Source organism: Microbacterium istanbulense (assembly GCF_037204145.1).
Lineage (GTDB): Bacteria > Actinomycetota > Actinomycetes > Actinomycetales > Microbacteriaceae > Microbacterium > Microbacterium istanbulense.
On the sequence record NZ_JBBDGN010000008.1, the window covers coordinates 73,302 to 98,463 of the forward strand.

General features: G+C 68.3%; 25 protein-coding genes. 9 read left to right on the forward strand and 16 right to left on the reverse strand.

The window, feature by feature from the left end; all coding sequences use genetic code 11:
- The first annotated feature begins 6 nt into the window (after window positions 1-6).
- The 3 genes from WDU93_RS09715 to glpK all read left to right on the forward strand — a co-directional run bounded on the left by WDU93_RS09715 (window position 7) and on the right by glpK (window position 4,119).
- Window positions 7-1,722 (forward strand): glycerol-3-phosphate dehydrogenase/oxidase, encoded by a 1,716-nt coding sequence (locus tag WDU93_RS09715; protein ID WP_337320012.1) that lies wholly within the window; start codon window positions 7-9, stop codon window positions 1,720-1,722.
- 91 nt (window positions 1,723-1,813) lie between these two features.
- Window positions 1,814-2,569 (forward strand): MIP/aquaporin family protein, encoded by a 756-nt coding sequence (locus tag WDU93_RS09720; protein ID WP_337320014.1) that lies wholly within the window; start codon window positions 1,814-1,816, stop codon window positions 2,567-2,569.
- 35 nt (window positions 2,570-2,604) lie between these two features.
- Window positions 2,605-4,119, forward strand: a complete 1,515-nt coding sequence (gene glpK, locus WDU93_RS09725; protein ID WP_337320017.1) for a glycerol kinase GlpK — start codon at window positions 2,605-2,607, stop codon at window positions 4,117-4,119.
- 108 nt (window positions 4,120-4,227) lie between these two features.
- Here glpK and ffh read toward each other — a convergent pair whose 3' ends face one another.
- The 4 genes from ffh to WDU93_RS09745 form a co-directional block, all read right to left on the reverse strand.
- Window positions 4,228-5,796, reverse strand: a complete 1,569-nt coding sequence (gene ffh, locus WDU93_RS09730; protein WP_337320020.1) for a signal recognition particle protein — start codon at window positions 5,794-5,796, stop codon at window positions 4,228-4,230.
- Between the two features lie 13 nt (window positions 5,797-5,809).
- On the reverse strand, window positions 5,810-6,313 hold the full coding sequence (locus WDU93_RS09735) for an RNA polymerase sigma factor (protein ID WP_337320022.1): 504 nt from the start codon (window positions 6,311-6,313) through the stop codon (window positions 5,810-5,812).
- Window positions 6,310-6,936: a hypothetical protein gene (locus WDU93_RS09740; RefSeq protein ID WP_337320025.1), complete on the reverse strand. Its 627-nt coding sequence runs from the start codon at window positions 6,934-6,936 to the stop codon at window positions 6,310-6,312. The genes WDU93_RS09735 and WDU93_RS09740 overlap by 4 nt, the downstream gene beginning before the upstream one ends.
- Window positions 6,937-6,999: 63 nt before the next feature.
- Entirely contained in the window at window positions 7,000-7,584 is a 585-nt protein-coding gene (locus WDU93_RS09745; protein WP_337320027.1) for a TetR/AcrR family transcriptional regulator, read from the reverse strand.
- Window positions 7,585-7,685: 101 nt separating this feature from the next.
- On the opposite strand from WDU93_RS09745, the gene lipB reads away from it, so the two are divergent.
- Both lipB and lipA read left to right on the forward strand, forming a co-directional pair.
- Window positions 7,686-8,327: a lipoyl(octanoyl) transferase LipB gene (lipB, locus tag WDU93_RS09750; RefSeq protein ID WP_420064061.1), complete on the forward strand. Its 642-nt coding sequence runs from the start codon at window positions 7,686-7,688 to the stop codon at window positions 8,325-8,327.
- Entirely contained in the window at window positions 8,324-9,313 is a 990-nt protein-coding gene (gene lipA, locus WDU93_RS09755; RefSeq protein ID WP_337320031.1) for a lipoyl synthase, read from the forward strand. Before lipB ends, lipA begins: the two co-directional genes overlap by 4 nt.
- Before the next feature lie 19 nt (window positions 9,314-9,332).
- On the opposite strand, the gene WDU93_RS09760 is transcribed toward lipA, so the two are convergent.
- Complete coding sequence (locus tag WDU93_RS09760; RefSeq protein WP_337320034.1) at window positions 9,333-9,833, reverse strand: DUF2004 domain-containing protein; 501 nt, start codon at window positions 9,831-9,833, stop codon at window positions 9,333-9,335.
- A gap of 38 nt (window positions 9,834-9,871) precedes the next feature.
- Window positions 9,872-10,747 (reverse strand): signal recognition particle-docking protein FtsY, encoded by an 876-nt coding sequence (ftsY, locus tag WDU93_RS09765; RefSeq protein ID WP_337320037.1) that lies wholly within the window; start codon window positions 10,745-10,747, stop codon window positions 9,872-9,874.
- A gap of 23 nt (window positions 10,748-10,770) precedes the next feature.
- Between ftsY and WDU93_RS09770 the strand changes: the two genes are divergently transcribed.
- Window positions 10,771-11,427 (forward strand): hypothetical protein, encoded by a 657-nt coding sequence (locus WDU93_RS09770; protein WP_337320040.1) that lies wholly within the window; start codon window positions 10,771-10,773, stop codon window positions 11,425-11,427.
- A 9-nt stretch (window positions 11,428-11,436) separates the two neighbouring features.
- On the opposite strand, the gene WDU93_RS09775 is transcribed toward WDU93_RS09770, so the two are convergent.
- Genes WDU93_RS09775 through WDU93_RS09795 form a run of 5 tightly spaced genes read right to left on the reverse strand, consistent with a single transcriptional unit; the run spans window position 11,437 to window position 17,344 of the window.
- A complete protein-coding gene (locus WDU93_RS09775; RefSeq protein WP_337320043.1) occupies window positions 11,437-12,246 on the reverse strand; it encodes an HpcH/HpaI aldolase/citrate lyase family protein in 810 nt (269 codons plus the stop codon).
- Window positions 12,243-12,719 (reverse strand): MaoC family dehydratase, encoded by a 477-nt coding sequence (locus WDU93_RS09780; protein ID WP_337320046.1) that lies wholly within the window; start codon window positions 12,717-12,719, stop codon window positions 12,243-12,245. Before WDU93_RS09780 ends, WDU93_RS09775 begins: the two co-directional genes overlap by 4 nt.
- Before the next feature lie 9 nt (window positions 12,720-12,728).
- Window positions 12,729-13,895: an acyl-CoA dehydrogenase family protein gene (locus WDU93_RS09785; protein ID WP_337320048.1), complete on the reverse strand. Its 1,167-nt coding sequence runs from the start codon at window positions 13,893-13,895 to the stop codon at window positions 12,729-12,731.
- Window positions 13,892-15,787: an acetyl/propionyl/methylcrotonyl-CoA carboxylase subunit alpha gene (locus tag WDU93_RS09790; RefSeq protein ID WP_337320051.1), complete on the reverse strand. Its 1,896-nt coding sequence runs from the start codon at window positions 15,785-15,787 to the stop codon at window positions 13,892-13,894. Before WDU93_RS09790 ends, WDU93_RS09785 begins: the two co-directional genes overlap by 4 nt.
- 3 nt (window positions 15,788-15,790) lie before the next feature.
- Entirely contained in the window at window positions 15,791-17,344 is a 1,554-nt protein-coding gene (locus WDU93_RS09795) for a carboxyl transferase domain-containing protein (protein WP_337320054.1), read from the reverse strand.
- A 99-nt stretch (window positions 17,345-17,443) separates the two neighbouring features.
- Between WDU93_RS09795 and WDU93_RS09800 the strand changes: the two genes are divergently transcribed.
- Window positions 17,444-18,037 (forward strand): TetR/AcrR family transcriptional regulator, encoded by a 594-nt coding sequence (locus tag WDU93_RS09800; protein WP_337320057.1) that lies wholly within the window; start codon window positions 17,444-17,446, stop codon window positions 18,035-18,037.
- 35 nt (window positions 18,038-18,072) lie between these two features.
- Here WDU93_RS09800 and WDU93_RS09805 read toward each other — a convergent pair whose 3' ends face one another.
- The 3 genes from WDU93_RS09805 to pdhA are packed head-to-tail and all read right to left on the reverse strand — an operon-like array spanning window position 18,073 to window position 21,567.
- Complete coding sequence (locus tag WDU93_RS09805) at window positions 18,073-19,434, reverse strand: dihydrolipoamide acetyltransferase family protein (RefSeq protein ID WP_337320059.1); 1,362 nt, start codon at window positions 19,432-19,434, stop codon at window positions 18,073-18,075.
- Window positions 19,431-20,453, reverse strand: coding sequence for an alpha-ketoacid dehydrogenase subunit beta (locus WDU93_RS09810; RefSeq protein WP_337320062.1), 1,023 nt, complete (start codon window positions 20,451-20,453; stop codon window positions 19,431-19,433). Before WDU93_RS09810 ends, WDU93_RS09805 begins: the two co-directional genes overlap by 4 nt.
- 1 nt (window position 20,454) lies before the next feature.
- The gene (gene pdhA, locus WDU93_RS09815) at window positions 20,455-21,567 is read right to left on the reverse strand and encodes a pyruvate dehydrogenase (acetyl-transferring) E1 component subunit alpha (protein WP_337320065.1); all 1,113 of its coding nucleotides are present in this window, start codon (window positions 21,565-21,567) and stop codon (window positions 20,455-20,457) included.
- A gap of 166 nt (window positions 21,568-21,733) precedes the next feature.
- On the opposite strand from pdhA, the gene WDU93_RS09820 reads away from it, so the two are divergent.
- Window positions 21,734-22,207, forward strand: a complete 474-nt coding sequence (locus tag WDU93_RS09820; protein ID WP_337320068.1) for an Lrp/AsnC family transcriptional regulator — start codon at window positions 21,734-21,736, stop codon at window positions 22,205-22,207.
- Here the strand turns inward: WDU93_RS09820 and WDU93_RS09825 are convergent.
- Window positions 22,179-23,084 (reverse strand): alpha/beta fold hydrolase, encoded by a 906-nt coding sequence (locus tag WDU93_RS09825; RefSeq protein ID WP_337320071.1) that lies wholly within the window; start codon window positions 23,082-23,084, stop codon window positions 22,179-22,181. The two genes, WDU93_RS09820 and WDU93_RS09825, sit on opposite strands and share 29 nt — an antisense overlap.
- 48 nt (window positions 23,085-23,132) lie before the next feature.
- Here WDU93_RS09825 and WDU93_RS09830 point away from each other — a divergent pair, with 48 nt between their 5' ends.
- Window positions 23,133-23,858 carry a 3'-5' exonuclease gene (locus tag WDU93_RS09830; protein ID WP_337320074.1) on the forward strand — a complete coding sequence of 242 codons (726 nt, stop codon included), beginning with the start codon at window positions 23,133-23,135 and terminating at the stop codon, window positions 23,856-23,858.
- Between the two features lie 109 nt (window positions 23,859-23,967).
- Here the strand turns inward: WDU93_RS09830 and WDU93_RS09835 are convergent, their stop codons facing one another.
- Window positions 23,968-25,125, reverse strand: coding sequence for a hypothetical protein (locus tag WDU93_RS09835; RefSeq protein ID WP_337320077.1), 1,158 nt, complete (start codon window positions 25,123-25,125; stop codon window positions 23,968-23,970).
- Between the last annotated feature and the right edge of the window lie 37 nt (window positions 25,126-25,162).

Here is a 25,162-nt window from a genome sequence, read left to right on the forward strand (position 1 = left end):
TCGATGATGACCATCACCACGCGCAAAGCACACCGCGACGCAGAGCTCGCGACCGTCAGGAACGCCGGGCACACCACCGTCCTCGTGATCGGTGGTGGCATCAACGGGATCTCGCTGTTCCGCGACCTCGCCCTGCAGGGCGTCGACGTGACGCTCGTCGAGCGATCGGACTTCGCCTCGGGCGCATCGGCGGCGTCGAGCCACATGATCCACGGTGGTATCCGCTACCTCGAAAACGGTGAGTTCCGCCTGGTCAACGAGTCGGTGCACGAGCGCAACGGACTGCTGCGCATTGCGCCGCAGTACGTCAAGCCGCTGCAGACGACCATCCCCATCTACTCCACGTTCTCGGGCATCCTGTCCGCTCCCCTGCGCTTCCTCACCCACCGCAGCGGCAAGCCTCAGGAGCGCGGCGCGTTCCTCATCAAGATCGGGCTGATGATCTACGACACCTTCTCGCGCGACGGGGGCGCCGTGCCGCGGCACCGCTTCCTCGGGCGGAAGAAGTCGCTGCAGGAGCTGCCGAACCTCGATCCGAACATCAAGTACACGGCCACCTACTACGACGCGTCTATGCACGACCCGGAGCGTCTCGCCCTGGATGTGCTGCAGGACGGCCGCTCCGCCCACGAGAAGGCCTACGCCCTCAACTACGTCGAGGCGATCGGCCGCACCGAGGACGGCGTGCTGCTGCGCGACACCGAGACCGGCGACGAGTTCACCCTCACCGCCGACGTCGTGGTCAACACCTCGGGGCCCTGGACAGACCTCACCAACGAGGCCCTCGGCACTCAGACGCACTTCATGGGCGGCACCAAGGGCTCGCACATCGTGCTCGACCACCCCGAGCTGCTCGCCGCGACCGGGGGGCGGGAGATCTTCTTCGAGCACTCCGACGGCCGCATCGTGCTCATCTACCCGCTCAAGGGCAGGGTGCTCGTCGGTACGACCGACATCGACGCCGACCCGCGGGTTCCGGCGCGCGCCACGGAAGAGGAGATCGACTACTTCTTCGACCTCATCCACCACGTCTACCCGCAGATCAAGGTCGACCGCGACCAGATCGTCTACCGCTTCTCCGGCATCCGCCCCCTGCCTCGTCACGAGGACACGGCCCCCGGCTTCGTCTCGCGCGACTATCGCATCGAGGTCGACGACTCGCGCACGGTGCCGCTGGTCAGCCTGGTCGGCGGCAAGTGGACGACTTTCCGTGCGCTGGGCGAGGCCCTCTCGGACCGCGTGCTCGACCTGCTGGGCAAGCCGCGCAAGGTATCGACGGCCGGCATGCCCATCGGCGGGGGCCGTGGCTTCCCCGTGACCGTGCGCGCCCGCCAGATGTGGCAGGAGGCCAACCTGCCCGGCGCCGACGCACAACGAGCCGACCAGCTGCTCACTCGCTACGGCACGCGTGCCGCCGAAGTGTGGAAGCGTGTCCAGGCCGACGCAGATGACCGCCCCCTCGCTGACGGCGCCCTCTCGACGGGTGAGCTGGCGTGGATGGTCGAGAACGAGCTGGTCGCGCACCTCGCCGACGTCGTGCTGCGTCGCACCAGCATCGCCTTCGTCGGTGACGCCGACGCCGCCGTGCTCATCGAGCTCGCCGACGCGCTCGCCCCGCTTCTGGGTTGGGACGAGGCGCGCCGCGACGCAGAACTCGTCGCCGCCACTGAGATCCTGAACGACGCCCACGGGCTGTCGATCACCCTGCCTGCCCGCCACTGAGCGGCGCAGACCGCCCGCAAGGGCGATCCACAACACAACACAACACACACCCGCTCACCCGTGAACGGGCGCAAGAAAGGTCAATGAAGACATGACAGAGGTCAACCTCGGGCTGTACTTCCTCTCCGAGCTCGTCGGAACCGCCATGCTGATCCTGCTCGGTTGTGGCGTCGTCGCGAACGTCGTCCTGGCCAAGACCAAGGGCTTCGGCGGCGGCTTCCTGATGGTGAACTGGGGCTGGGGTCTCGCCGTCTTCGCCGGTGTGCTCGTCTCGGCATACTCCGGCGCCATCCTCAACCCCGCCGTCGGTATCGGCCTGCTCATCGCTGGCAAGATCACCTTCACGATGTTCCTCGTCGCCACCGCGGCCGAGCTCATCGGCGCCATCGTCGGCGCCGTGCTCTGCTGGGCCGCATACCGCCAGCACTTCGACGCTGAAGAGGACCCGGCGTCGAAGCTCGGCGTCTTCTCCACCGGCCCGGCGATCCGCTCGTACGGCCACAACCTCATCACCGAGATCATCGGTACCTTCGTGCTCGTCTTCGCCATCTTCGCGTTCGCGGACTACGGCGACATCGAGGTGGGCGTTCCCGGTGGCCTCGGCCCGCTGACCGCGCTTCCCGTCGCCCTGATCGTCGTCGGCATCGGCGCCTCGCTCGGTGGCCCGACCGGCTACGCGATCAACCCGGCACGTGACCTCGGCCCGCGCATCGCGCACGCCATCCTGCCCATCAAGGGCAAGGGCTCCAGCGACTGGGCCTACTCGTGGGTGCCCGTCGTCGGCCCGCTGATCGGTGGCGCCATCGCCGCCCTCGCCGCACCGGTTCTGCTCGGCCTCGCCGCCTGAGCTGATCACATCCGCCATTTCGAAGGAGAAAAACTATGGCTGACTACATCCTCGCCATCGACCAGGGAACGACCTCGAGCCGTGCGATCATCTTCGATCGCAAGGGCAACATCATCTCCACCGGCCAGAAGGAGCACGAGCAGATCCTGCCCAAGGCCGGCTGGGTCGAGCACGATGCCGCCGAGATCTGGCGCAACGTGCAGGAGGTCATCGGGCTCGCGCTGAGCCGCGCGCACCTCACCCGTCACGACATCGCCGCGGTCGGCATCACCAACCAGCGTGAGACGGCCGTCGTCTGGGACAAGAACACCGGTGTCCCCGTGTACAACGCGATCGTCTGGCAGGACACCCGCACGCAGCCGATCGTCGACCGCCTCGCGGCCGATGGCGGTGTGGAACGCTTCAAGGACATCGTCGGCCTGCCCCTGGCGACCTACTTCTCGGGCACGAAGATCGCCTGGATCCTCGAGAACGTCGAGGGCGCGCGCGAGAAGGCCGAGGCCGGCGACCTGCTGTTCGGCACCACCGACAGCTGGGTGCTGTGGAACCTCACTGGCGGTATCGACGGTGGCGTGCACGCGACCGACGTGACCAACGCCTCACGGACCATGTTCATGGACCTGGAGACGCTCGAGTGGCGCGACGACATCCTCGAGGCCTTCGGCGTGCCGCGCTCGATGATGCCGGAGATCCGCTCCTCGTCCGAGGTGTACGGCGCCGCCGAGGGTTCCTCGCTGCTGCGTGAGACGCCGATCGCGGGCATCCTGGGCGACCAGCAGGCGGCGACGTTCGGACAGGCTGCCTTCAAGACCGGTGAGAGCAAGAACACCTACGGCACCGGCTGCTTCCTCATCTTCAACACGGGCGAGGACATCGTCCACTCGAAGAACGGTCTGCTCACCACCGTCGGCTACAAGCTCGGCGATGGCCCGACGCACTACGCGCTCGAGGGCTCGATCGCGGTGACCGGTTCACTCATCCAGTGGCTGCGTGACCAGCTCGGCATCATCTCTTCGGCCCCCGAGGTCGAAGAGCTCGCCGATCAGGTCGAGGACAACGGCGGCGTGTACATCGTTCCCGCCTTCTCGGGTCTGTTCGCTCCCTACTGGCGACCGGATGCCCGTGGCGCGATCGTGGGCCTCACCCGCTACGCGAACAAGAACCACATCGCGCGCGCCGCCCTGGAGGCCGTCGCCTTCCAGACTCGCGACGTGCTTGACGCGGTCAACGCTGATGCCGGAGTGGATCTCACCGAGCTCAAGGTCGACGGCGGCATGGTCGCCAACGACGCGCTCATGCAGTTCCAGGCGGATGTCCTGGGCGTGCCGGTGGTGCGCCCCGTCGTGGCCGAGACGACCGCGCTGGGCGCCGCCTACGCGGCCGGCCTCGCGGTCGGCTTCTGGAGCGGCCTGGACGACCTCTCCGCCAACTGGCAGGAGGACCGTCGCTGGGAGCCGACGCTCGACGAGGCCGAGCGCGACCGCCAGCTGCGCCTGTGGCGCAAGGCTGTCACCAAGTCGATGGATTGGGTCGACGACGACGTGAAGTGATCACGCGTCACTGATCAGGCGGGTCCGGAGTTCGCTCCGGGCCCGCCTTTCGCATGCCCGCGTCGGTACCGGGGCGCGAGGGGTCGTGTGGGGCGGATGCCGTCGGCGTCAGCGCTTGCCGAAGAGCTTCTGGATTTCGGCGAGATCCGCCTCGCTGGGCTGCTGGCTGGCCGCGGCGCCGCCCAGGCCGAACCCGGAGCCGGTGGGCTGGGCCGGACCGGTGGGAAGCCCGGCGTTCTCGGCGGCGCGCTTGGCGGGGTTGCCCGAACGCGAACCGCCCTTCGCCTTGCCGCCCTTCTTTCCCCGCTTGCTGGATGCGCCAGGGCGCCCCATGGCACCCATCGGGCCCATGCCTGGGATATTCGGGGTGCCGCCGCGTGCCACGGTCTTCATCATCTTCGCCGCCTGCTCGAAGCGCTGCACGAGCTGATTCACGTCGGTGACGGTCATGCCAGAACCGCGGGCGATGCGCAGGCGGCGCGAACCGTTGAGCACCTTGGGATTGCGGCGCTCCCCCGGGGTCATCGAGCGGATGATCGCCTCGGTGCGGTCGATCTCGCGCTCGTCGAAGTCCTCGAGCTGCTGCTTCATCTGGCCCATGCCGGGCAGCATGCCCAGCATCTTCTTCATGGAGCCCATCTTCTTCATCTGCTGAAGCTGGTCGAGGAAGTCCTCGAGCGTAAAGGCCTCGTTGGCGAGCTTCTCGGCGACCTTCATCGCCTCTTCCTCATCGAAGGCCTGCTGGGCCTGCTCGATGAGGGTGAGGATGTCACCGAGGTCGAGGATGCGGCTCGCCATGCGGTCGGGGTGGAACGGCTCGAGGTCGTCGAGCCCCTCTCCCGTCGAGGCGAAGATGATGGGGCGGCCGGTCACGGAGGCCACGGACAGCGCAGCTCCACCGCGAGCATCACCGTCAAGCTTCGAGAGCACGACGCCGGTGAAGTCGACGCCGTCCTGGAAGGCCTTGGCCGTGTTGACAGCATCCTGACCGATCATCGCGTCGATGACGAACAGCACCTCATCGGGCGAGGTGGCCTTGCGGATGTCGGAGGCCTGCTTCATCAGCTCGGCATCGACGCCCAAGCGTCCGGCCGTATCGATGATGACGACATCGTGCTGCTGACGCCGGGCGTACTCCACGCCGTCCTTGGAGACCTTGACCGGGTCGCCGACCCCATTGCCCGGCTCGGGCGCATAGATCGCCGCACCGGCGCGCTCAGCCATCACCTGCAGCTGGGTAACTGCGTTCGGACGCTGCAGGTCGGCGGCCACGAGCAGCGGGGTGTGACCCTCGCCCTCGAGTTGCTTAGCGAGCTTGCCGGCGAAGGTCGTCTTACCCGACCCCTGAAGACCGGCGAGCATGATCACCGTCGGCGGGTTCTTCGCGAACTCCAGCCGGCGCTGTTCCCCGCCGAGGATGCCGACGAGCTCCTCGTTGACGATCTGCACGACCTGCTGAGCAGGATTCAGCGCCTTGTTGACCTCGTCGCCGAGGGCGCGCTCGCGCACCTTCGCGGTGAAGTCCTTGACGACGACGAGCGCGACGTCGGCGTCCAGCAGCGCGCGACGGATCTCGCGGACGGTGCCGTCGACGTCAGCGGCGGTGAGCTTTCCCTTCGTGCGCAGGTTGCGGAAGGTCTCGGTGAGCCGATCAGAGAGCGTGCCAAACGTAGCCATGGTGCTACCGATTCTACGCGAGCGGGGACGGGGCTCTCAGCGCGGCGCGTAGTTCTTCTTTGGCACGCTGGTAGCGCCCGCGGGCGGTGGATGCCGGGATGCCCAGCAACTCCGCCGCCTCCACAAGGGACAGGCGCTCCCAGTGCACGAGACGCACGAGCTCGGCGAGGTCAGGATCGAGCCGCGCGATGGCATCCCGCACCTCGGCACCCTCATCGGCCGGCGGCGCCACCGAGGTGTCCCGCTCGTGGAGCCGGATGCGATCCGCCAACGCCCAGCGACGCCGCTCCCCGCGCGCGTGGTTGAGCAATGCGCCGCGTGCGATCCCGAACAGCCACATCCGCGCCCGTTCCGGCTCGGACGGCAGCTCGCGCACGCGGCGCCAGGCGACGACCATCGCCTCGCCGAGCAGGTCCGGTGCATCGTCTTTGCCAGCGCGTCGCTCGAGGTAGGCGAGCACATCGGACGCCGACGCCTCGAACGCAGCGAGCAGCCGGGCGTCCTCGCGTGGGCTCATCCGGCATCCTCCGGCCCGCCCCAGTCCTCACGGTCGCAATGCACTTGACTGGTCGACCCCGACACGCCCTGCTGTTCTGCGGGTGAGTAGCCGTTGTCGAGCAGGGCTTCGTGGATGAGGTCCATCACCGCCGCATCGTTCGCGAACCATGCGATCAGGTCCTCCTTGCGGGGGTCTTCCCCCAACGCGGGATCCTTGAGCGCCTGCTGCTGCCACCATTCTTCGTACTCGGCGACAAGCGGGGCCGCCGTGGCGGCCAAGTCGGGGTCGGCGAAGAGTTCATCCATGATGCGTTCGACTTCGGCGCGCTCCCAGAAGTTGTATGTGTCGAGATTTCCGTAGCGCAACTCGCACTGCCCCCACGTGGGCGCCGTGTAGGTGTAGCTCCACTCCGGATTGTGCCCATCCGCCCAGATCCACGACGAGTTCGCCGCCGCCGTGCCAGCCGCGCCCGCGAGCACCGTCGCGCCGATCGCCGAGAACGCGAGGATCCGGCGCCGGCGACGTGGCGGTGCGCTCGCTATGCGCGACTCGCGGAGCATCGTGCGCACGTCCGCGGTCGTGAGTTCGCGGGATGGCGGCGCCGAATCACTGAGCAGGGCGTCAAGCGGGTCGGTGTTCATGAGCGGTCCCCTTCCAGAGGTGTGTTCACTCATGACCTGTCCGGCAGGACCGGAATCGTCCACTCACCCCCACGGAAGGTCGTACACGCTGCGCAGCGCCTCGTCGAAGCACTCTTCCAGCGACGCCTGGCCCGCGCCCTGTTCCGCCCAGACTCGCAGCGATGACATGACAGCGGCAGCCCATGCCGCTCCCAGCACCTCGGCACGCACCGCAGAGACGCCCGTGGCGCACGCAGCGGATGCCACGCCGCCGGCGATCCGCGCATGGCGCAGCCCGGTGTCGCGCAGCAACTCTTCTTCGAGCCCCATCGCCTGCGCGTTGCGCAGCGCGAGCGCGAGCGGATCGGGAGCGAAGTCCTGGATGATGCCGATCAGCGCGCGTCGGGCGACCGGGCCGTCGGCATCCGTGCCGAGATCGCTCAGGGCGACCAGTGCCGCGTCGATGCGGGCATCCAATCCCGACCACAGCACGTCGCTCTTGGACGAGAAGTAGTTGAAGAAGCTGGAGCGGCTGACCCCTGCGCGGCGGGTGATGTCGGCGATCGAGGTCGCCTCGTATCCCTGCTCGAGGAAGAGCTCGCTGGCAGCCTCGGCGAGCGTCTCTCGCGACGAGGCGCGTGGGCGACCGGCACGGGGAGCTGTACTCATGTCGACAGCGTAATGGCGTGCCGGTTGGCTTTCCCGCGCTGTCGGGCGTATCGTTTCCCCGACCCCTTACTTGTACTGAGTCCAACAACATGGAGGATCTCATGCTCGATGTCCGCGTCGAGGGCATTGCCCCGCACTTCGTCCCCTATCTCGATGGGTGGGAGTTGCAGCGCCGCATCCACGCCGACGTCGTCTCCGGCGCCCGCCCTGACACCCTTCTTCTGCTCGAGCACGAAGCCGTCTACACGGCTGGCAAGCGCACCGAAGCGCACGAGCGCCCCCAGGATGGCACTCCGGTCGTCGATGTCGACCGCGGCGGAAAGATCACCTGGCATGGCCCGGGTCAGCTCGTCGGCTACCCGATCGTTCGCCTCATCGAACCGATCGACGTCGTCGCGCATGTACGCCGCATCGAGCGCGTGCTGATCGACGTGCTCGCACCGTTCGGCGTCGACGGCTACCAGGTCGAGGGACGCAGTGGCGTGTGGGTACGCCGTCCCCTCAGCGAGGACAAGGTCGCCGCGATCGGCGTGCGCGTGCAGCAGGGAGTGACGATGCACGGCTTCGCAATCAACTGCGACAACACGCTCGCGGGCTTCCGTGGCATCATTCCCTGCGGCATCACGGATGCCGGAGTGACGACCGTCAGCGAGGTCGCGGGTGCAGAGGTCTCCCCCGCCGATCTGGTGCAGGCCGTGTCGGATGCCTTCGCGGCCGAGTACGCCACGGAGGTCGTCGCGTGAGCGCCGCCCCCGACGGCCGCAAGCTGCTCCGGCTCGAGATCCGCAACGCCGAGACCCCGATCGAGCGCAAGCCGGAGTGGATCCGCACCAAGGCGAAGATGGGCCCCGAGTACACCGCCCTGCACTCCCTCGTGAAGGATGAGGGCCTGCACACGGTGTGCCAGGAGGCCGGCTGCCCCAACATCTACGAGTGCTGGGAAGACCGTGAGGCGACCTTCCTCATCGGTGGCTCGCAGTGCACCCGCCGCTGCGACTTCTGCCAGATCGACACCGGCAAGCCCGCCGACTACGACACCGACGAGCCGCGTCGCGTCGCCGAGAGCGTGACCCGCATGGGGCTGCGCTACGCCACGGTCACGAGCGTGGCGCGCGATGATCTGCCCGACACGGGTGCCTGGCTGAACGCCGAGACCGTGCGGCAGATTCACGCGCAGAATCCGAACACCGGTGTGGAGCTGCTGGCGAACGACCACGGCGGCAACCCGGACTACCTCGGGCAGATCTTCGAGGCACGACCCGAGGTCTTCGCGCACAACGTCGAGACGGTGCCCCGCATCTTCAAACGCATCCGTCCGGCCTTCCGCTACGAGCGCTCCCTGGGCGTCTTGACGCAGGCGCGTGACGCCGGGCTGATCACGAAGTCGAATCTCATCCTGGGTATGGGTGAAGAGCCGGAAGAGGTCATCCAAGCGCTGCACGACCTGCACGACGCCGGATGCGACATCATCACGATCACGCAGTATCTGCGCCCCTCACCGCGCCATCTCCCGGTAGCGCGCTGGGTGAAGCCGGCGGAGTTCGTCGAGTTCAAGCAGGAAGCCGAGCAGATCGGCTTCCTCGGTGTGCTCGCTGGGCCGCTCGTCCGCTCGTCGTACCGAGCCGGGCGCCTGTGGGCGCAGTCGATGCTCTCAAAGGGTCGTGAGATCCCCGCTCATCTCACGCACATCGCCGACGGCGTCGAGCAGGGTTTCGCCCAGGCCGTGTGAGGCCGTTCGGTGATGAGTGTCAGTCGGCGCTCATCACCGAGAGCACTGCGCCGTCGGATCCGAGATTGACCAGCAGCACATCGTCTTCGGTGTCGCCGTCGAGCGCGTACTCGAGAACCGCGAACGGCTCGGCCCCGCCGTGCTCGTCGGCGAGGATCGTCATGCTCATCAGCCGGAGCGATCGGATGATGTCGACAGCGGCGTCACCGCTGACATCCACGAGCACGTCGGCGAGGTCTTCACCGTAGTGCTCCTGCTGCTGCAGGATGTACTCGGTCACCTCACTGGTGCGGTCATCGACCTCGGCGAGCATGCCCCGTCGGGCAGTCGCATCCACGTTCTCCAGGCCCGCGATGAGTCCGGCAGCTACATCCAGAGCCGTCGGAGAGACGTCCTCCTGGTCAGGGGCGGTCAGGTCGACGGTGACGGACTGGTCGCCGAATTCGACGCGCTCCGTCCAGAAGATCGATCCGTCCGGGCCGGAGGAGAGCAGTCCGAAGTAGTCGTGTTCGATCGCCATATCGCTATGAAACCAGCCTGCCGCGTCGGGCGGTAGCCCTACGCGCCGACCAACGACGAGACGAACACGTGCGGGGTGAAACCGGTGAGGTCGTCGATGCCCTCGCCCTGTCCGAGAAGCTTGACGGGGATGCCCGTGCGCTCCTGCACGTTGAGTACGAAACCGCCCTTGGCGGATCCGTCGAGCTTCGTGATCACGAGCCCCGTGACGCCGGCGTGCTGCAGGAATGCCTCCGCCTGTGCGACGCCGTTCTGCCCGGTGGTGGCATCGAGCACGAGCAGCACCTCGCTGATCGGGGCGAGCTTCTCGATCACCCGGCGCACCTTGGACAGCTCGTCCATGAGTCCGCCCTTGGTCTGTAGCCGCCCAGCGGTGTCGATGATCGCGATCTCCGTGCCGTTGCGCTGTGCGTACTCCACAGTCTGGAAGGCGACGGATGCCGGGTCCTGCCCCTCGTGCTGCGGACGCACCATCGCCGCTCCCCCGCGCTGCGCCCACGTCGCCAGTTGGTCGACGGCTGCCGCACGGAACGTGTCGGCTCCGCCGACGACCACACTGCGCTGGTAGCCGCGCAGGAACTTGGTGAACTTGCCGATCGTCGTGGTCTTGCCCACTCCGTTGACGCCGACGACCAGCACGACGGCCGGGCGCTCGGTGAGTTTGAGGGTGGTGTCGAACTTGGCGAAGTGCTCCTCGAGCGTCTCGCGCAGCATCCGCTGAAGATCCTTCGGATCGGTCGTGCGGTAACGATCGACTTTCTCGTGCAACTCGTCGATGAGTCGCTCGGTGATGTCAGGGCCGAAGTCGGCACCGAGCAGCGCCGTCTCCAAGTCTTCCCACGTCGTCTCGTCGATCGTGGGCTTGACGAACATGCCACGCAGCGCGCGACTCAGGGACCAGGACTTCTCCGCCATGTCACCAGCCTACGATGGCTGCAATGAGCACACGTCGCGCGTTCGCCCACAGCGCCAGCCGCCCCGCGCAGCGGGCCTGGCCCTCCGCGCGGGTCGATGCGGATGAGTTCGTGCCACTGCCGACAGATCAGGCTCCGCCTGCACAGGCGACGCTGATCGCCGCGCAGGTCTCTGGAAGTCCCATCCTGTTCGCGCATTCGATCCTCGGGGTAAGCGCGGCGCTCGCGACGCCGACCCTTCATCCGGCGGCTCTCGTGCTGGTAGAGCCAGCGCTCTACGATCTCGTGCGTGGGAACGAGGCGATCGAGCGACACATCAGCGCCGTCAGCGAGGCGCGTAGCCTTGCGGCAACAGGCGACCTGCTTGGCTTCTGGGGCATCATCCGTCCGCTCATGTTCGGCGGATCCTTCAACGCTGCGCACTGGGAGACGGAGCGGCCCGTCGCGGAGCATTGGGCACGAACGCCTCTGCCCTGGGGCAACGGTCTTCGCGAGCAGATGTTGCAGGACACGCCGATTCTCGTCGTCACTGGCGGCTGGAACGACGAGTACGAGTACATCGCAGAGCGCCTTGTCCACCTCGGCGCCGAGCATGTCGTGCTCGAAGGTGCGCAGCACCGGCCGCAGGACCTGCCCCATTTCAGCGCGGTCGTCGACGCCTTCACGGCCAGTCTGGGCTGACCACTCGCGTCAGCCTGCCCGCGCGATCAGCGAGCGTGCGTGGCGCAGCACCGGCTCATCGATCATCCGCCCCTCGAAGCGGAACACGCCGCGTTCGCCCGCGGCGGCAGCCAGCACAGCGCGGGCCCACGCCACGGCGTCGGCACCCGGTCGGTAGGCGTCGCGGATCGTCGCGACCTGTGACGGGTGGATGCACGCTGTGGCGCGGAAACCGGATGCGGCGGCATCGATGGCCTCGTCCTGCAGACCCTCCAGGTCGGCGATGTCGAGATGCACGGCGTCGATCGCTCCCTTGCCGTGCGCGCCAGCGGCGAGCAGCACCTGAGCGCGCGCGACGCGGGCGACGTCGCGGTACCGACCGTCGGCGAACCTGCTCGACGTGCCGCCCAACGATGCCACGAGATCCTCCGCGCCCCACATGAGACCGGTGACGTGGGGATGCGCGGCCATGCGACCGGCGGCGTGAATGCCGCGCGCCGTCTCACACAATGCCAGCAGGTCGTACCCGGCCCCGAAGACGTCGAGGGCATCCGCGTCTTCGGTCTTCGCCACCATCACGGTGCGGAACGGCGTGCGGGCGAGGGCATCCAGGTCGGCGCCGAACTCGGTCGTGTCGGGCGCGTTCACACGGACGATGACGCGCGCCGGATCAAGCTCGGCAGCAACGATGTTCGAGCGCGCCTGGGCCTTTGCCTCCGGCAGCACCGCATCTTCGAGGTCGAGGATCACCGCATCCGCCTTGGCCAGGGCGCCGGCGAAGCGCTCCGGACGGTCAGCGGGGCAGAAGAGGAGCGCGGGGCCGAGGTCGAACATGATCATTCCCTGTTCGGCATACAGTGCACGAGCACGGTGCGGGTGGCGGTCGCGACGACCGTGCCGTCTTGATTGCGCCCGGTGTGCGCGATCGTCACGACGCCCTGTCCCGGACGCGACGAGGAGAGCCGCTTCGCGGTGATGACGCTCTCGGTGTACAACGTGTCACCGGCGAACAGCGGATGCGGGAAGGCGATCTCACCCAGGCCGAGCTGCGCCACCAGAGTGCCCTGGGTGAGCTGGGCGACCGAGGCGCCCACCATCGTCGACAGAGTCCACATCGAGTTCATCAGGCGCTGCCCGAACGGCTGCTGAGCGGCGGCGAACGCCGCGTCCAGGTGCAACGCCTGCGTGTTCATGGTGAGCGTCGTGAACAGCACGTTGTCGGCCTCGGTCGCCGTGCGGCCCGGCCGATGCAGGTACCGCGCACCGGCCTCGAACTCTTCGTAGTACAACCCTCGCTGGACGATGTCGGTCATGGCGCCACGCTACCCGGCGAGGCCCAGCGCGCGGGCGATGACGAGCAGTTGCACCTCGGTGGTGCCCTCGCCGATCTCGAGGATTTTCGAGTCGCGGTAGTGACGCGCGACCGGGTACTCGTTCATGAACCCGTTGCCACCGAAGATCTGCGTCGCATCGCGCGCGTTGTCCATCGCGGCATCGCCAGCGACGAGCTTGGCGATGGCGGCCTCTTCCGCGAACGGCTTGCCCGCATCCCGCAGGCGAGCGGCGTGGTGCCAGGCCAGACGCGCCGTGTGCACACGGGCGCGCATGCGCGCGAGCGTGAACTGGGCGTTCTGGCGGGTGCTGAGCGCGGCGCCGAACACGGTGCGCTGTCGGGCGTAGTCGACCGCGGCCTCGAGGCATCCCTCCGCCGCGCCCGTGGCGAGGGCCGCGATGGCGATGCGTCCCTCGTCGAGGATGCTGAGGAAGTTGCGGAAGCCGTGCCCGCGCACACCCAGCAGGTTGCCCTCAGGCACCCGCACACCCTGCAGTGTGAGCGGATGCGTGTCGGAGGCGTTCCAGCCGACCTTGTCGTACGCGGGCTCGACGGTGAATCCGGGGGTCCCGTTGGGGACGATGATCGTCGAGATCTCCTTGCGTCCCTCGCTCTCCCCGGTGACGGCGGTCACCGTCACGAAACGGGTGATCGGGGTACCGGAGTTGGTGATGAACTGCTTGGTCCCGTCGATCACCCATTCGCCGCCGTCCAGGCGCGCTGTCGTGCGGGTAGCGCCGGCGTCGCTCCCGGCCTCAGGCTCGGTGAGGCCGAATCCCGCCAGGGCCTCGCCCGCGAGCAGAGAGGGCAGGTACTCGGCCTTCTGCTCCTCGGTGCCGAACCGGTGAATCGGCATGGCGCCAAGGCTGACACCGGCCTCCAGCGTGATCGCGATCGACTGGTCGACCCGCGCGAGCGCCTCGATCGCGATGCCGAGCGCGAGGTAGTCGCCGCCCTGTCCGCCGTGCTCCTCGGGGAACGGCAGACCGAACAGGCCGAGGTCGCCCATCTGGCGCACGACGTCGATGTTGAGCGTGTGCGTGCGGTCGGCCTCATAGGCCTGCGGCGCCACCACCTGCTCGGCGAACTCGCGCACCATTCCGGCGAGCTCGCGCTCATCCTCGTTCAGGTCGGCCAGGGACTGGTTCTCGCTCATGCGTTCTCCTCTTCGCTGACGCGGGCGACGGGTTGGTCGCGCCGCACCTGATCGCCCACGGCGACCAGCAGATGCACCGTGCCGTTGTGCGGCGCGAGCACCGGATGCTCCATCTTCATCGCCTCGATCGAGACGAGCGGGTCGCCGGCGCTGACCGTGTCGCCGTCGGCGACGTGCACCGCGACGACGCTGCCCGGCATGGGGGCGCGCCCCTCCGGTTCCCGGGGGCCGGCGGCGACGCTGCGCTCCGCCAACCGTCGCCGCAGACGCTCCCGCCGGGACAGCGGACGCAGCCGCTGGGTGACGCCCTCGGCCGACACCCAGATCGCGCCGTCGTCATCAATGCGCACGGGGATGCGATGGGTGTAGGCCGCGGGGGCCTCCACGACCGCATCGTCGTCCGTGAGGAAGAAGGTCCGTGGCAGCGATGCCTGCGCTCCGAGCCGCCATCCCGGCAGCTTCTGCCACAACTCGTCAGCGCCCGCGCGGCGTGTGTGCGTCACCGCATGCGCTGCGGCGGCCAACATCAGCTCCGTCGGTTCGGAGGTGGGCAGCGGGAGCAAGGTCTCGATGAGGCCCGTGTCGAGATCGCCGGTGACGACACGATCGTTCTGGCACAGGGCGCGCAGGAAGGCGATGTTCGTGTCCACCCCCAGCACGACGGTGCGCGCGAGAGCGAGGTCCAGGCGCCGCAGCGCGGTCTCCCGATCCGGACCGACCGCGATCACCTTCGCGATCATCGGGTCGTAGAACCCGGTGACCTCCGAACCCGTCTCGATGGCAGCATCCACGCGCACGCCCGGGGGCGCGTCGAAGAGCAGAACGCGGCCCGTCGACGGCAGGAAGCCGCGTTCGGGCGACTCGGCGTACACCCGCGCCTCCACAGCGTGCCCGCGCACGTCGGGCGGCTCCGGCAGCGCGCCGCCGGCGGCGACCTGCAGCTGCAGTGCGACGAGGTCGAGGCCGGTGACCTCCTCGGTGACCGGATGCTCCACCTGCAGGCGGGTGTTCATCTCGATGAAGAAGACCTCATCGACAGTGTCAGCCTCGACCAGGAACTCCACGGTCCCTGCGCCGACATACTGCACGCTCCGCGCGGCGGCGACGGCGGCCTCGAGCAGACGCGTCCGCACCGCCTCGGGCAGGTGCGCTGCCGGCGCCTCCTCGATGACCTTCTGGTGACGTCGCTGCAGGGTGCACTCGCGCTCACCGAACGCGACGACGGTGCCGTGCGTGTCGCCGAAGACCTGAACCTCGATGTGCCGCGGCCGTGTGACCAGGCGCTCGAGCACCAGGACATCATCGCCGAAGGCGGCCGTCGCGACCCGGCGTGCGGTGGCCAGAGCGGGCGCGAGTGCGTCGCCCGCGGTGACGATCTCCATGCCCTTTCCGCCGCCACCGGCGGTCGGCTTGATCAGCAGCGGATAGCCCACCTCGTCGGCGCGCGCACGGATCTGGGTATCGTCCATTCCCTGAGCGTGGAATCCAGGAACGACGGGGACGCCATGCTGTGACACGTGGTCACGGGCGCGGGCTTTGTCCCCCATGATCTCCAGCGCCTGCGCCGACGGGCCGATGAACACGATCCCCGCGTCCGCACACGCCTGCGCGAGCGCGACACTCTCGGAGAGGAAGCCGTAGCCCGGGTGGATCGCCTGGGCCCCCGTGGCACGGGCGGCTGCGATGACGGCGTCGACGCGCAGATAGGAGTCTGCGGCGGCCGATCCCCCGATGTGCACGGCTTCGTCAGCCTCGCGCACGTGCGGCGCGTCGGCATCGGCGTCGCTGTAGACCGCGACACTGCGGATGCCGAGGGCTCGCAGCGTGCGGATCACTCGGCGGGCGATCTCGCCACGATTGGCGATCAGAACGGTGTCAAAGATGATGCTCATGGGTCACATCCGGAAGACGCCGAAGCGCGGTTCGGGCAGGGGGCTGCGGGAGACGACGTCGAGGGCGAGACCGAGGAGGTCACGCGTGCGGTCGGGGTCGATGATGCCGTCGTCCCACAATCGAGCGGTCGCGTAGTACGGGTCGCCCTGGTGTTCGTACTGTTCGCGGATCGGCGCCTCGAAGGCGGTGCGCTCGTCGGCACCCCATCCCTCGCCTCGCGCCACGAGTTGGTCTTCTTTGACGGTGGCGAGAACGGATGCGGCCTGCGGCCCACCCATCACAGAGATGCGGCTGCCCGGCCAGCTCCACAGGAACCGCGGCGAGTACGCGCGGCCGCACATGGAGTAGTTGCCGGCTCCGAAGGAGCCGCCGATGATGACGGTCAGTTTGGGCACGCGCGTGGTCGCGACAGCAGTGACCATCTTGGCGCCGTCCTTGGCGATGCCGCCCGCCTCGGCATCGGTGCCGACCATGAATCCGGTGATGTTCTGCAGGAACAGCAGCGGGATGCCCCGCTGATCGCACAGCTCGATGAAGTGCGCCCCCTTGACCGCGGACTCGCCGAAGAGCACGCCGTTGTTGGCGAGGATGCCCACCGGATGGCCGTGCAGACGTGCGAAGGCGGTGACGAGGGTGGTGCCGTATTCGGCCTTGAACTCCCGCACGCTCTCGGCATCGACGAGGCGGTCGATGACCTCGTGTACGTCATACGCCGCGTTCACATCGACGGGCACGACGTCGTACAGGCTGCCGGTCACCGCCGGTGCGCGCGAGGGCTCGACGACCCACGCCGGTGCCTGCGCTGCGGGCAGCGTTGCGACGATGTCGCGGAGGATCTCGAGAGCGTGCTCGTCGTCCTCGGCGAGGTGGTCGACGACACCGGAGCGCCGGGCGTGCAGTTCTCCTCCGCCCAGTTCCTCGGCGGTGACCACCTCGCCGATTGCGGCCTTCACCAGCGGCGGCCCGCCGAGGAAGATCGTCCCCTGGTTGCGGACGATTACCGTTTCATCGCTCATCGCGGGCACATACGCGCCGCCGGCTGTAGAGGAGCCGAGCACGGCTGCCAACTGGGGAATGCCTGCTGCTGACATGCGCGCCTGGTTGTAGAAGATGCGACCGAAGTGATCGCGGTCAGGGAACACCTCATCCTGCTTGGGCAGGAACGCCCCGCCGGAGTCGACGAGGTAGAGACACGGCAGCCGGTTCTCCAGCGCGATCTCCTGCGCACGAAGGTGCTTCTTGACCGTCAGCGGGTAGTAGGTTCCGCCCTTCACTGTCGGGTCATTGCACACCACCATCACGTGCCGCCCGTGTACGAGGCCGATGCCGGCGATGACGCCGGCGGCGGGGGCCTGGTCGTCGTAGAGACCGTTCGCGGCGAGCGGGGCGATCTCGATGAACGGGCTCCCCTCGTCGAGCACGCGGGCGACGCGGTCGCGGGGCAGCATCTTGCCGCGTGCGACGTGGCGTTCCCGCGACGCTTCTGGCCCGCCGAGAGCGGTCTGCGCGAGGCGGGCATCGAGCTCTTCGGCGAGTTCCCTCTGCGTGGCCGGCATCGTGCGTCCTCCTCGACTCACGTTGACTCTGGCGGTCAGCCCGCCAAGTCGGTTAGTGTTCACTAACCCGATGATTCAGGTTAGCGAGGATTAACCGAGATGACAAGCACCGAGACGGCCCGAGACCGGGCCAAGGCAGAGCGCACCGACGCGATTCTGGCTGCGGCGGCTCGCCTGTTCGCCGAGCGCGGATACCCCGGTGTGAGCCTCGAAGACATCGGTGCGGCCGTCGGCGTCTCCGGTCCGGCTGTGTACCGTCACTTCTCCGGCAAGCAGGCGCTGCTCGGCGCGGTGCTGGTGGGCGTGAGCGAACGTCTGGTCATCGGGGGCAGCGCGGTGTTCGCCGCGGCAGAGGACGAGCAGCGACGGATGCACGAACTGATCGCATTCCACGTGCACTTCGCCCTGCACAACGCAGATGTCATCCGCGTGCAAGACCACAATCTCGCCCACCTCTCCCCCGCCGACCGCGCGGAGGTGCGCCGTCTGCAGCGCATCTACATCGCCCTCTGGATCGATGCGCTGGGTGCGCTGCGCGACGACTCGCCGGATGCGCTGCGTCTGCGCGTGCAGGCCTGCTTCGGCCTGATCAACTCCACACCGCACAGCACCCGTGCCGCGTCGCGCGCCACCGCACACACGGCCGCGGTGTTGGCGGCCATGGCCGAAGCGGCCGTGCGGGCGGATGCCTGAGGCGCCCACCCGCACGGTTCAGCTCGTCTGCACGTTCAGAACAGCAGGGCTCGACCCGGCTGCTCGAGGATGTCGGCGACGTCCTTGAGGAACTTCGCCCCCTCAGCGCCATCGACCAGGCGGTGGTCGAACGACAGGCTCAGGGTCATCATCTGACGGAGCGCGATCTCGCCGCCGTACTCCCACGGCTGACGGCGCACGGCACCGACGGCGAGGATGCCGGACTGCCCCGGCGGCAGGATCGGGGTGCCGGCGTCGATGCCGAACACACCGATGTTGGTGATCGAGAAGGTGCCGCCTGCGAGCTCTGCGGGACTCGTCTTTCCCGACCGCGCGGTTTCGGTGAGCGCCTGCAGCGCGTCGGCGAGTTCGGTCAGTGACATCCGGTCGGCATCGCGGATGTTGGGCACGATGAGACCGCGGTCAGTGGAGGCCGCAATGCCGAGATCCACGAAGTGATGCTCCACGATCTCGCCCGCCTGCTCGTCCCAGCGGGCGTTGAGCGAGGGGTTGCGCCCCAGGGCAAGGACAGCGGCCTTGGCGATCACGACCAGCGGCCCGATCCGGTGACCCGACAGCCGCTTGTCCGCGCGCAGTTGCTCGATCAGCTCCATCGTCGCCGTCACGTCAACGGTGTGGAAGGTGGTGACGTGAGGCGCGGTGAAGGCGCTCTGCACCATGGCTGCTGCGGTGTGCTTGCGCACCCCGCGGATCGGGATCCGGGTCTCCCGCTGCTCGGGCGACAGCGCGGCGGCGTTCGCGGGGACGGCCGGCACGGGCGCCGGCGTCGTCACCGATGTGGCAGCGCCGACCCGCTCTGCGTAGGCGTCGACGTCGGCGCGGGTGATCACCCGGTCACCGACCTCAGCCGCGACGAGCACGAGGTCGATGCCCAGCCGCTTCGCGTGCGCCCGCACCGGCGGCGTCGAGCGCGGGCGCTCCCCTGTGGTGGGCTCGGCTTCGGTCTCCGGGAGCACGTCGTGCGGCGCATCGGCGAGCACGGCCGTCTCGTGCTGGTCGGTGGCCGCCGTGCCCGCGCGACGCGCCCTGCGTGCAGGTCGACCGCTTGAGGCCGGTGCCGCGCCGTAGCCGACGAGATTGGGCTGGGCCTTCTCGGCATCCTCGGCCGCCGGGCCCGAGTCGCCCTCCGGCTCAGTGCCGGCGACGTCGAACGCGATCAGCGGAGCGCCGACGGCGACGGTGTCTCCGGCCTGCGCGTGCAGATCGGTGACCGTCCCCTCATACGGTGAAGGCAGCTCGACCACGGCCTTGGCCGTCTCGACCTCGGCAAGGGTCTGGTTCAGCGCGACAGCGTCGCCCGGCGCGACCAGCCACTGGACGACCTCGGCCTCGGTGAGTCCCTCACCCAGATCGGGAAGATGGAACTCGGCGATCATCGCTGTGCACCTTTCGTGCTGTCGGTCAGGCTGTTGGGGCGGTCCAAGAGCCGGTCGACCGCGTCGAGGAGACGATCGAGATCCGGCAGGTGGTACTTCTCGAGCTTCGCCGGCGGGTAGGGCACGTCATGGCCGGTGACCCGCAGCGGCGGCGCCTCGAGGTACTCGAAGCAGTTCTCCGTGATGCTCGCGATCACCTCGGCAGCGACCCCGGCCTCACGCGAGGCCTCGTGCGCGACGACGACGCGTCCGGTGCGCCGCACCGCGGCGTTCACGGTGTCATAGTCGACCGGTGAGATCGAGCGCAGGTCGATGACCTCCAGCGACACGCCCTCGTCCTCCGCCGCGGCGGCCGCATCCATCGCGGTACCGACCATCGCGCCGTACGTGATGAGCGTGGCATCCGTTCCCGCTCGCACGACTCGGGCCAGGCCCATAGGCGCGGCGTCGGCGAGCGGCGCCTCGAGGTCGACCTCGCCCTTGTGGTGGTAGAGCCGTTTGGGCTCGAAGAAGATCACCGGGTCATCCGAGGCGATCGCCTGCCGCAGACAGCGGTACGCGTCCTCGGGGTTCGACACCGCGATCACGCGCAAGCCGGCGGTGTGCACGAAGTACGCCTCCGGCGACTCGGAGTGGTGCTCGGCCGCGCCGATACCCCCTGCCCACGGAATACGGATCGTGATCGGCATCTTCACACTGCCCTGGGTGCGGTAGTGCAACTTGGCGACCTGGGAGACGATCTGGTCGAAAGCCGGGTACACGAATCCGTCGAACTGAATCTCGACGACCGGCCGGTACCCGCGGAACGCCAGCCCGACGGCCGTGCCGACGATGCCCGACTCCGCCAGCGGCGTGTCGATCACGCGCTTCGCGCCGAACTCGTCGAGCAGGCCATCGGTGATGCGGAACACGCCGCCGAGCTTTCCGATGTCCTCCCCGAGCAGCACGACCTTGTCGTCGTCGCGCATCGCCTGGCGCAGGCCAGCGGTGAGGGCCTTGCCCAATGTCATCTGGGTCATCTCAGGCCTCCTCGAACGCGGCGAGGTACGCGGCGTACTGGTCGCGCTGACGCTCGAGACCCGAGTGCGGCTCGGCGTATACCCCGTCGAAGACCGCGAGCGGCGGCCGGGTGGTCATCCCGAGGCAGGCGGCGCGCATCTCCTTGGCGACGCGGTCCGCTTCTGCCTGGACGGCGTCGTGATGTGCCTGATCCAGCAACCCCTTGGCGTGCAGGTACGCCTCCAGGCGGGCGATCGGGTCGCGCCGACGCCACTGCTCGAGCTCGGCCTCGTCGCGGTACCGCTTCGGGTCGTCGGCCGTGGTGTGCGGCCCCATGCGGTAGGTGACGGCCTCGATGTACGCGGGTCCCTTGCCCGAGCGCGCGTGGCCGAGTGCCCAGCGCATGGCGGCGAGGCAGGCGAGAACATCATTGCCGTCGACGCGCACACTGGGGATGCCGAAGGCCGGCGCCCGGCCCGCGAGCGGATACTGCGACTGCAGACCGACCGGTTCGGAGATCGCCCAGTGGTTGTTCTGGCACACGAACACCACCGGAGCGCGGAACGAGGCGGCAAAGACCATCGCCTCGTTCACATCGCCCTGACTGGTGGCGCCGTCGCCGAAGTAGCTGACCGCGACCTCGTCCGTACCGTCGTGCTGGATGCCGATGCCGTAGCCGACGGCGTGCAGCGTCTGCGCACCGATGATGATCTGCAGGGGCGCCATACCGATCCGGGCCGGGTCGTACGCCGCACCCTCTTCCCCACGCCACATGCGCACGTAGTCGCCTGGTTCGGCACCACGGGTGTACATCACGCCGTGCTCGCGGTAACTGGGAAACACGAAGTCCTGCGCGGCGAGGGCTCGGCCGGTGCCGATCTGCGCGGCCTCCTGGCCGTTGCAGGGCGCCCACAGGCCCAACTGACCCTGGCGCTGCAGCGCAACGCCCTCGCTGTCGATACGACGCAGCACGAGCATGTCGCGGTGCAGGTCGAGCAGGGCCTGGTCGTCGATGTCGGAGAGGAACGGGTCGAGGTCGGGATTCGGCACGCGTGTGCCGTCCGGACCGAGGACGCGTTCGACCATTTCGAGATCGTGTTCGGTGTCGACGATGGGGGTGGTGTTCGGTGACATCGGTGTCCTCCTGACGCGTCGCCCTTGTGGGGCTGGCACGGGGCGCGACAGCGATGTCGGCCTTGTGTCGAGCGTACGTCGACCTAACACCTCGCTCAAGCATGTTCGGCGACGCTGAGCATGTTGCTCAGCAAGGGCACAATGTCACCTGCTAACGTGTGGCACTATGCCCGTGCTTGACCGTGTCGATCTCGAACTGCTCACCGCTCTCTCCGAAGACCCGCGCATCACCGTGGTCGCGCTCGCCGAGAGGCTGCGTCTGTCACGCAATACGATCCAGGCGCGCATGGCCAGGCTCGAGCAGACCGGCGTGTTCCAGGCTTACGAGCGGGCCTTCTCGACCGAGGTGCTCGGCTTCCCGCTGCAGGCGTTCGTGAGCATCGGGGTCCGCCAGACGGAGATGGCACGGATCATCGCCGAGCTCTCCCGCGTGCCGGAGGTCGTGCAGGCCCACGGGCTCAGCGGTTCGATCGACATCCTCGCCCGCGTGGCCTGTCGCGACGCTCGTCACCTCTTCGACACGGATGCCCGCATCCTGTCGATCGAAGGTGTGGAGCGCACCGAGACATCGCTGGCCATGGGCGAGGTCATCCCGTTCCGCGTGGCGGGCCTTATCGGCCTGGCGCGACGGGAGTCCTGAGGAAGCGGCGAATCGCGCCGGCGGCCTCGGCCGGCGCCTCGTAGTGGATGAGGTGCCCCACGTCGGCGATCTCGACGAGTGCGGCATCCGAGAACATCCCCGCCAGCTCCCGCTCGGCTTCGATCGGGGTGATGTCGTCGCGCTGCGCCGCGATCAGGAGCGTCGGTACGGAGATGCGTGGCGCCGCAGCGCGGACGTCGTGCGACACGCTGGTGACGAAGGCGTCGTGCAGCGTGTCCCGATCCGAAAAACGCGAGAAGTAGGTGTCGTGCTGGTCGTGGATGAACCGACGCAGGGCAGGATCAGAAGTCTTCGCCATGGCGACGCTCATGGTGCGCACGATGATCGGATGCCGCAGCAGCGCCGTCCCCCAGCGCTCGGGCAGCCGCGCCCCGAGCGCGTAGTACAGCACGGCGAGACGCGTGAGCACGCCCTTGGGCCCTTCCAGCGCCGGCGCGCCGATCGGGTTGATCAGGATGAGCCGCGGCGTCTGCAGGCCGTCCGCCACCGCGGCTGAGGTCACGATCGAGCCGAAGGAGTGACCGAGAATGATGGCACCGGGCGCCACAGCGCTGGCGAACTCCCGCAGCCAGTCCGTGTACGTCGCCAGATCATGCGCACGTCCAGGAAGCGGCGCGGTCTCACCGAAGCCGGGGAGATCGGGAGAGATGACACGCACGTCGGGCAGGTACGCGACGACCGGCTCGAGACCGTGGTGCTCACCACGGAAACCGTGCACGGCGATGACCGTCGTGGTGGCATCTGCTGCGGACGGCCCGTATGCCCAGTAGACGGTGGTTCCGCCGCCGACCTCGACCTCGTGGCGCTGTACCGGGATGGCGCTCAGGCGCTCTGCGTAGGGCGAAGGAGCGGACATGCGACGAGTCTACGGGCAACGTCTGTGGCCACCCCTACAGTGAGGGCCATGACCCGCGAAGCCCCGCTCCCCGACTGGCTGACCCGCGTCGGCGTGTTCGATCTCGAGACCACCGGCGTCGATGTGCAGGCCGATCGCATCGTGACGGCGCACGTGGGCGTACTCGACCCGAGGGGGCGTGAGATCGCGGCGCGCGATTGGCTGGCCGACCCCGGCATCCCGATCCCTGACGGCGCCACCGCGGTGCATGGGATCACAACCGAACGGGCCCGCGCCGAAGGACGACCGGCGGCAGAAGTGGTCTCGGAGGTCGCGCGCGCCCTGCGGGCGCTGTTCCGCCAGGGCGTGCCGGTGGTGGCCTACAACGCCTCCTACGATTTCTCTCTGCTGGCGGCGGAGTGTCGCCGCCACGGCATCGATCCGATCGACGTGCCGTCCCCCGTGATCGACCCCCTGGTGATCGACAAGGCCTACGACCGGTATCGGCCAGGCGAACGCACACTCGAGATCGTCGCCGCGCACTATGCGGTCCCGCTCGACGGTGCGCACGATGCCTCCGCCGATGCCGTGGCTGCGGGGCGGGTGGCTCAGGCGCTCGCACGCGAGTTCGCGCTGCCGGCGACGGCCGACGAGCTGCACACGCGTCAGATCGCGTGGGCGCGAGCCCAGGCCGCCAGCCTGACCGAGTACTTCGTCAAAATCGGGCGCATCGAGCCGGAGGAGCACCTCGACGGAACCTGGCCGGTGCGGGCGGCGTCCGTGGCATCCGAGTGATCCGTCGGGTGACACCCGCACGGCGTCACCCGACATCGTGCCGGCCCTCGTCACCGACGTTGTGTGATGAGCACCGTGGCCCACCCCGAAGGGCGGGCCACGGCTGTCGTCAACGCACCGAAGGTGCGGGCTGCGCGTAGATCTGCGCGTCGTTGCCGCCGAGATACATCTGGCCGCCTGCGACGTCAATGGCCGTGTAGGCGCCCGGAATCGGAATCATCTCGCCCCCGCCATGATCCCAGTAGGTGGTCGCGGGCAGCACAGCGGGCTGATCAACAAGTTGCCACGTAGCACCGTCACGCGTCGCGTAGACGGACGCATTGGCGGATCCCAGATCAGGCCCGGCGATGCGCGATCCGACCGCGTACATCACGCCACGGTCGACGGCGAGATCCGCAAGGCCGATATCAGCAGGCCAGTTCGCAGACGTGATCCCCGCATCCTTGCCCTTCGCCGCGAGGTCGAGATAAACGACGCGGTTGTTGCGCGCGATCACGATGCGACTGCCGATGACCTCGATCTCGCTCGGGTCATGCACCATGGCCTCGGCGGAGCGGGCGCCGAGGTCGATCGTGTGCCACCGCCCGGCTCGGTAGACATCCAGCGTGCGGTTCGGAGCACCCTTGGCGTCGCGCACCTCGGCGATGCCAGCCACCTGATCACCGACGACAGCCAGCCAGTAGTAGCGATCGCCATCGTTGCTGCCGGATGCCGATGAGCGGGCGCGCTCGATCGTCCAGGTACGCCCGTTGTCGGTGCTCTTCTTGATCACCGCGAGATACGGTGCGCGACCGAATCGCGCCGGGTCGGGGTTGAGGATGCTGCCGGCGAGGAAGATCTCCCCGCCGAGCTCGGCCACATCGAACACGTGGATGAACGGCGTCGCCGAGTCATAGTTCCACGCACCCGACCTGTTCGAGGCGAATCCGGCGTTCGCGGACCACGCCGTGCGCGGGTCGACGTCCGCCGCGAACACCCGGCCGTCGAACTCACGGAGCGCTTTGAGCTCCTCTCCGTTTACAGTGAGATGACGAGTCTCCGCGCCCGTAGCTGTGTTCAGCGAGGCCAACTCGACAGGACCGACATTGCGGTCGTAGTCGCCATAACTGGAATAGACCTCACCGCCGGAGACGACCAGATCATTCAGCGGCAGACCCGCCGCGGCGGCGGCAGTGTTCGCGCCGAGAAGGTGGGGACCCTCCTCGAGTGCGGACGCCGGTGCGGCACAGAGGGACAACAAGAGAACACCCGCGACGGCAGCCGTCACGGGTCGTGCGATTGTTCGCATGACTTCCTTCAGGGGA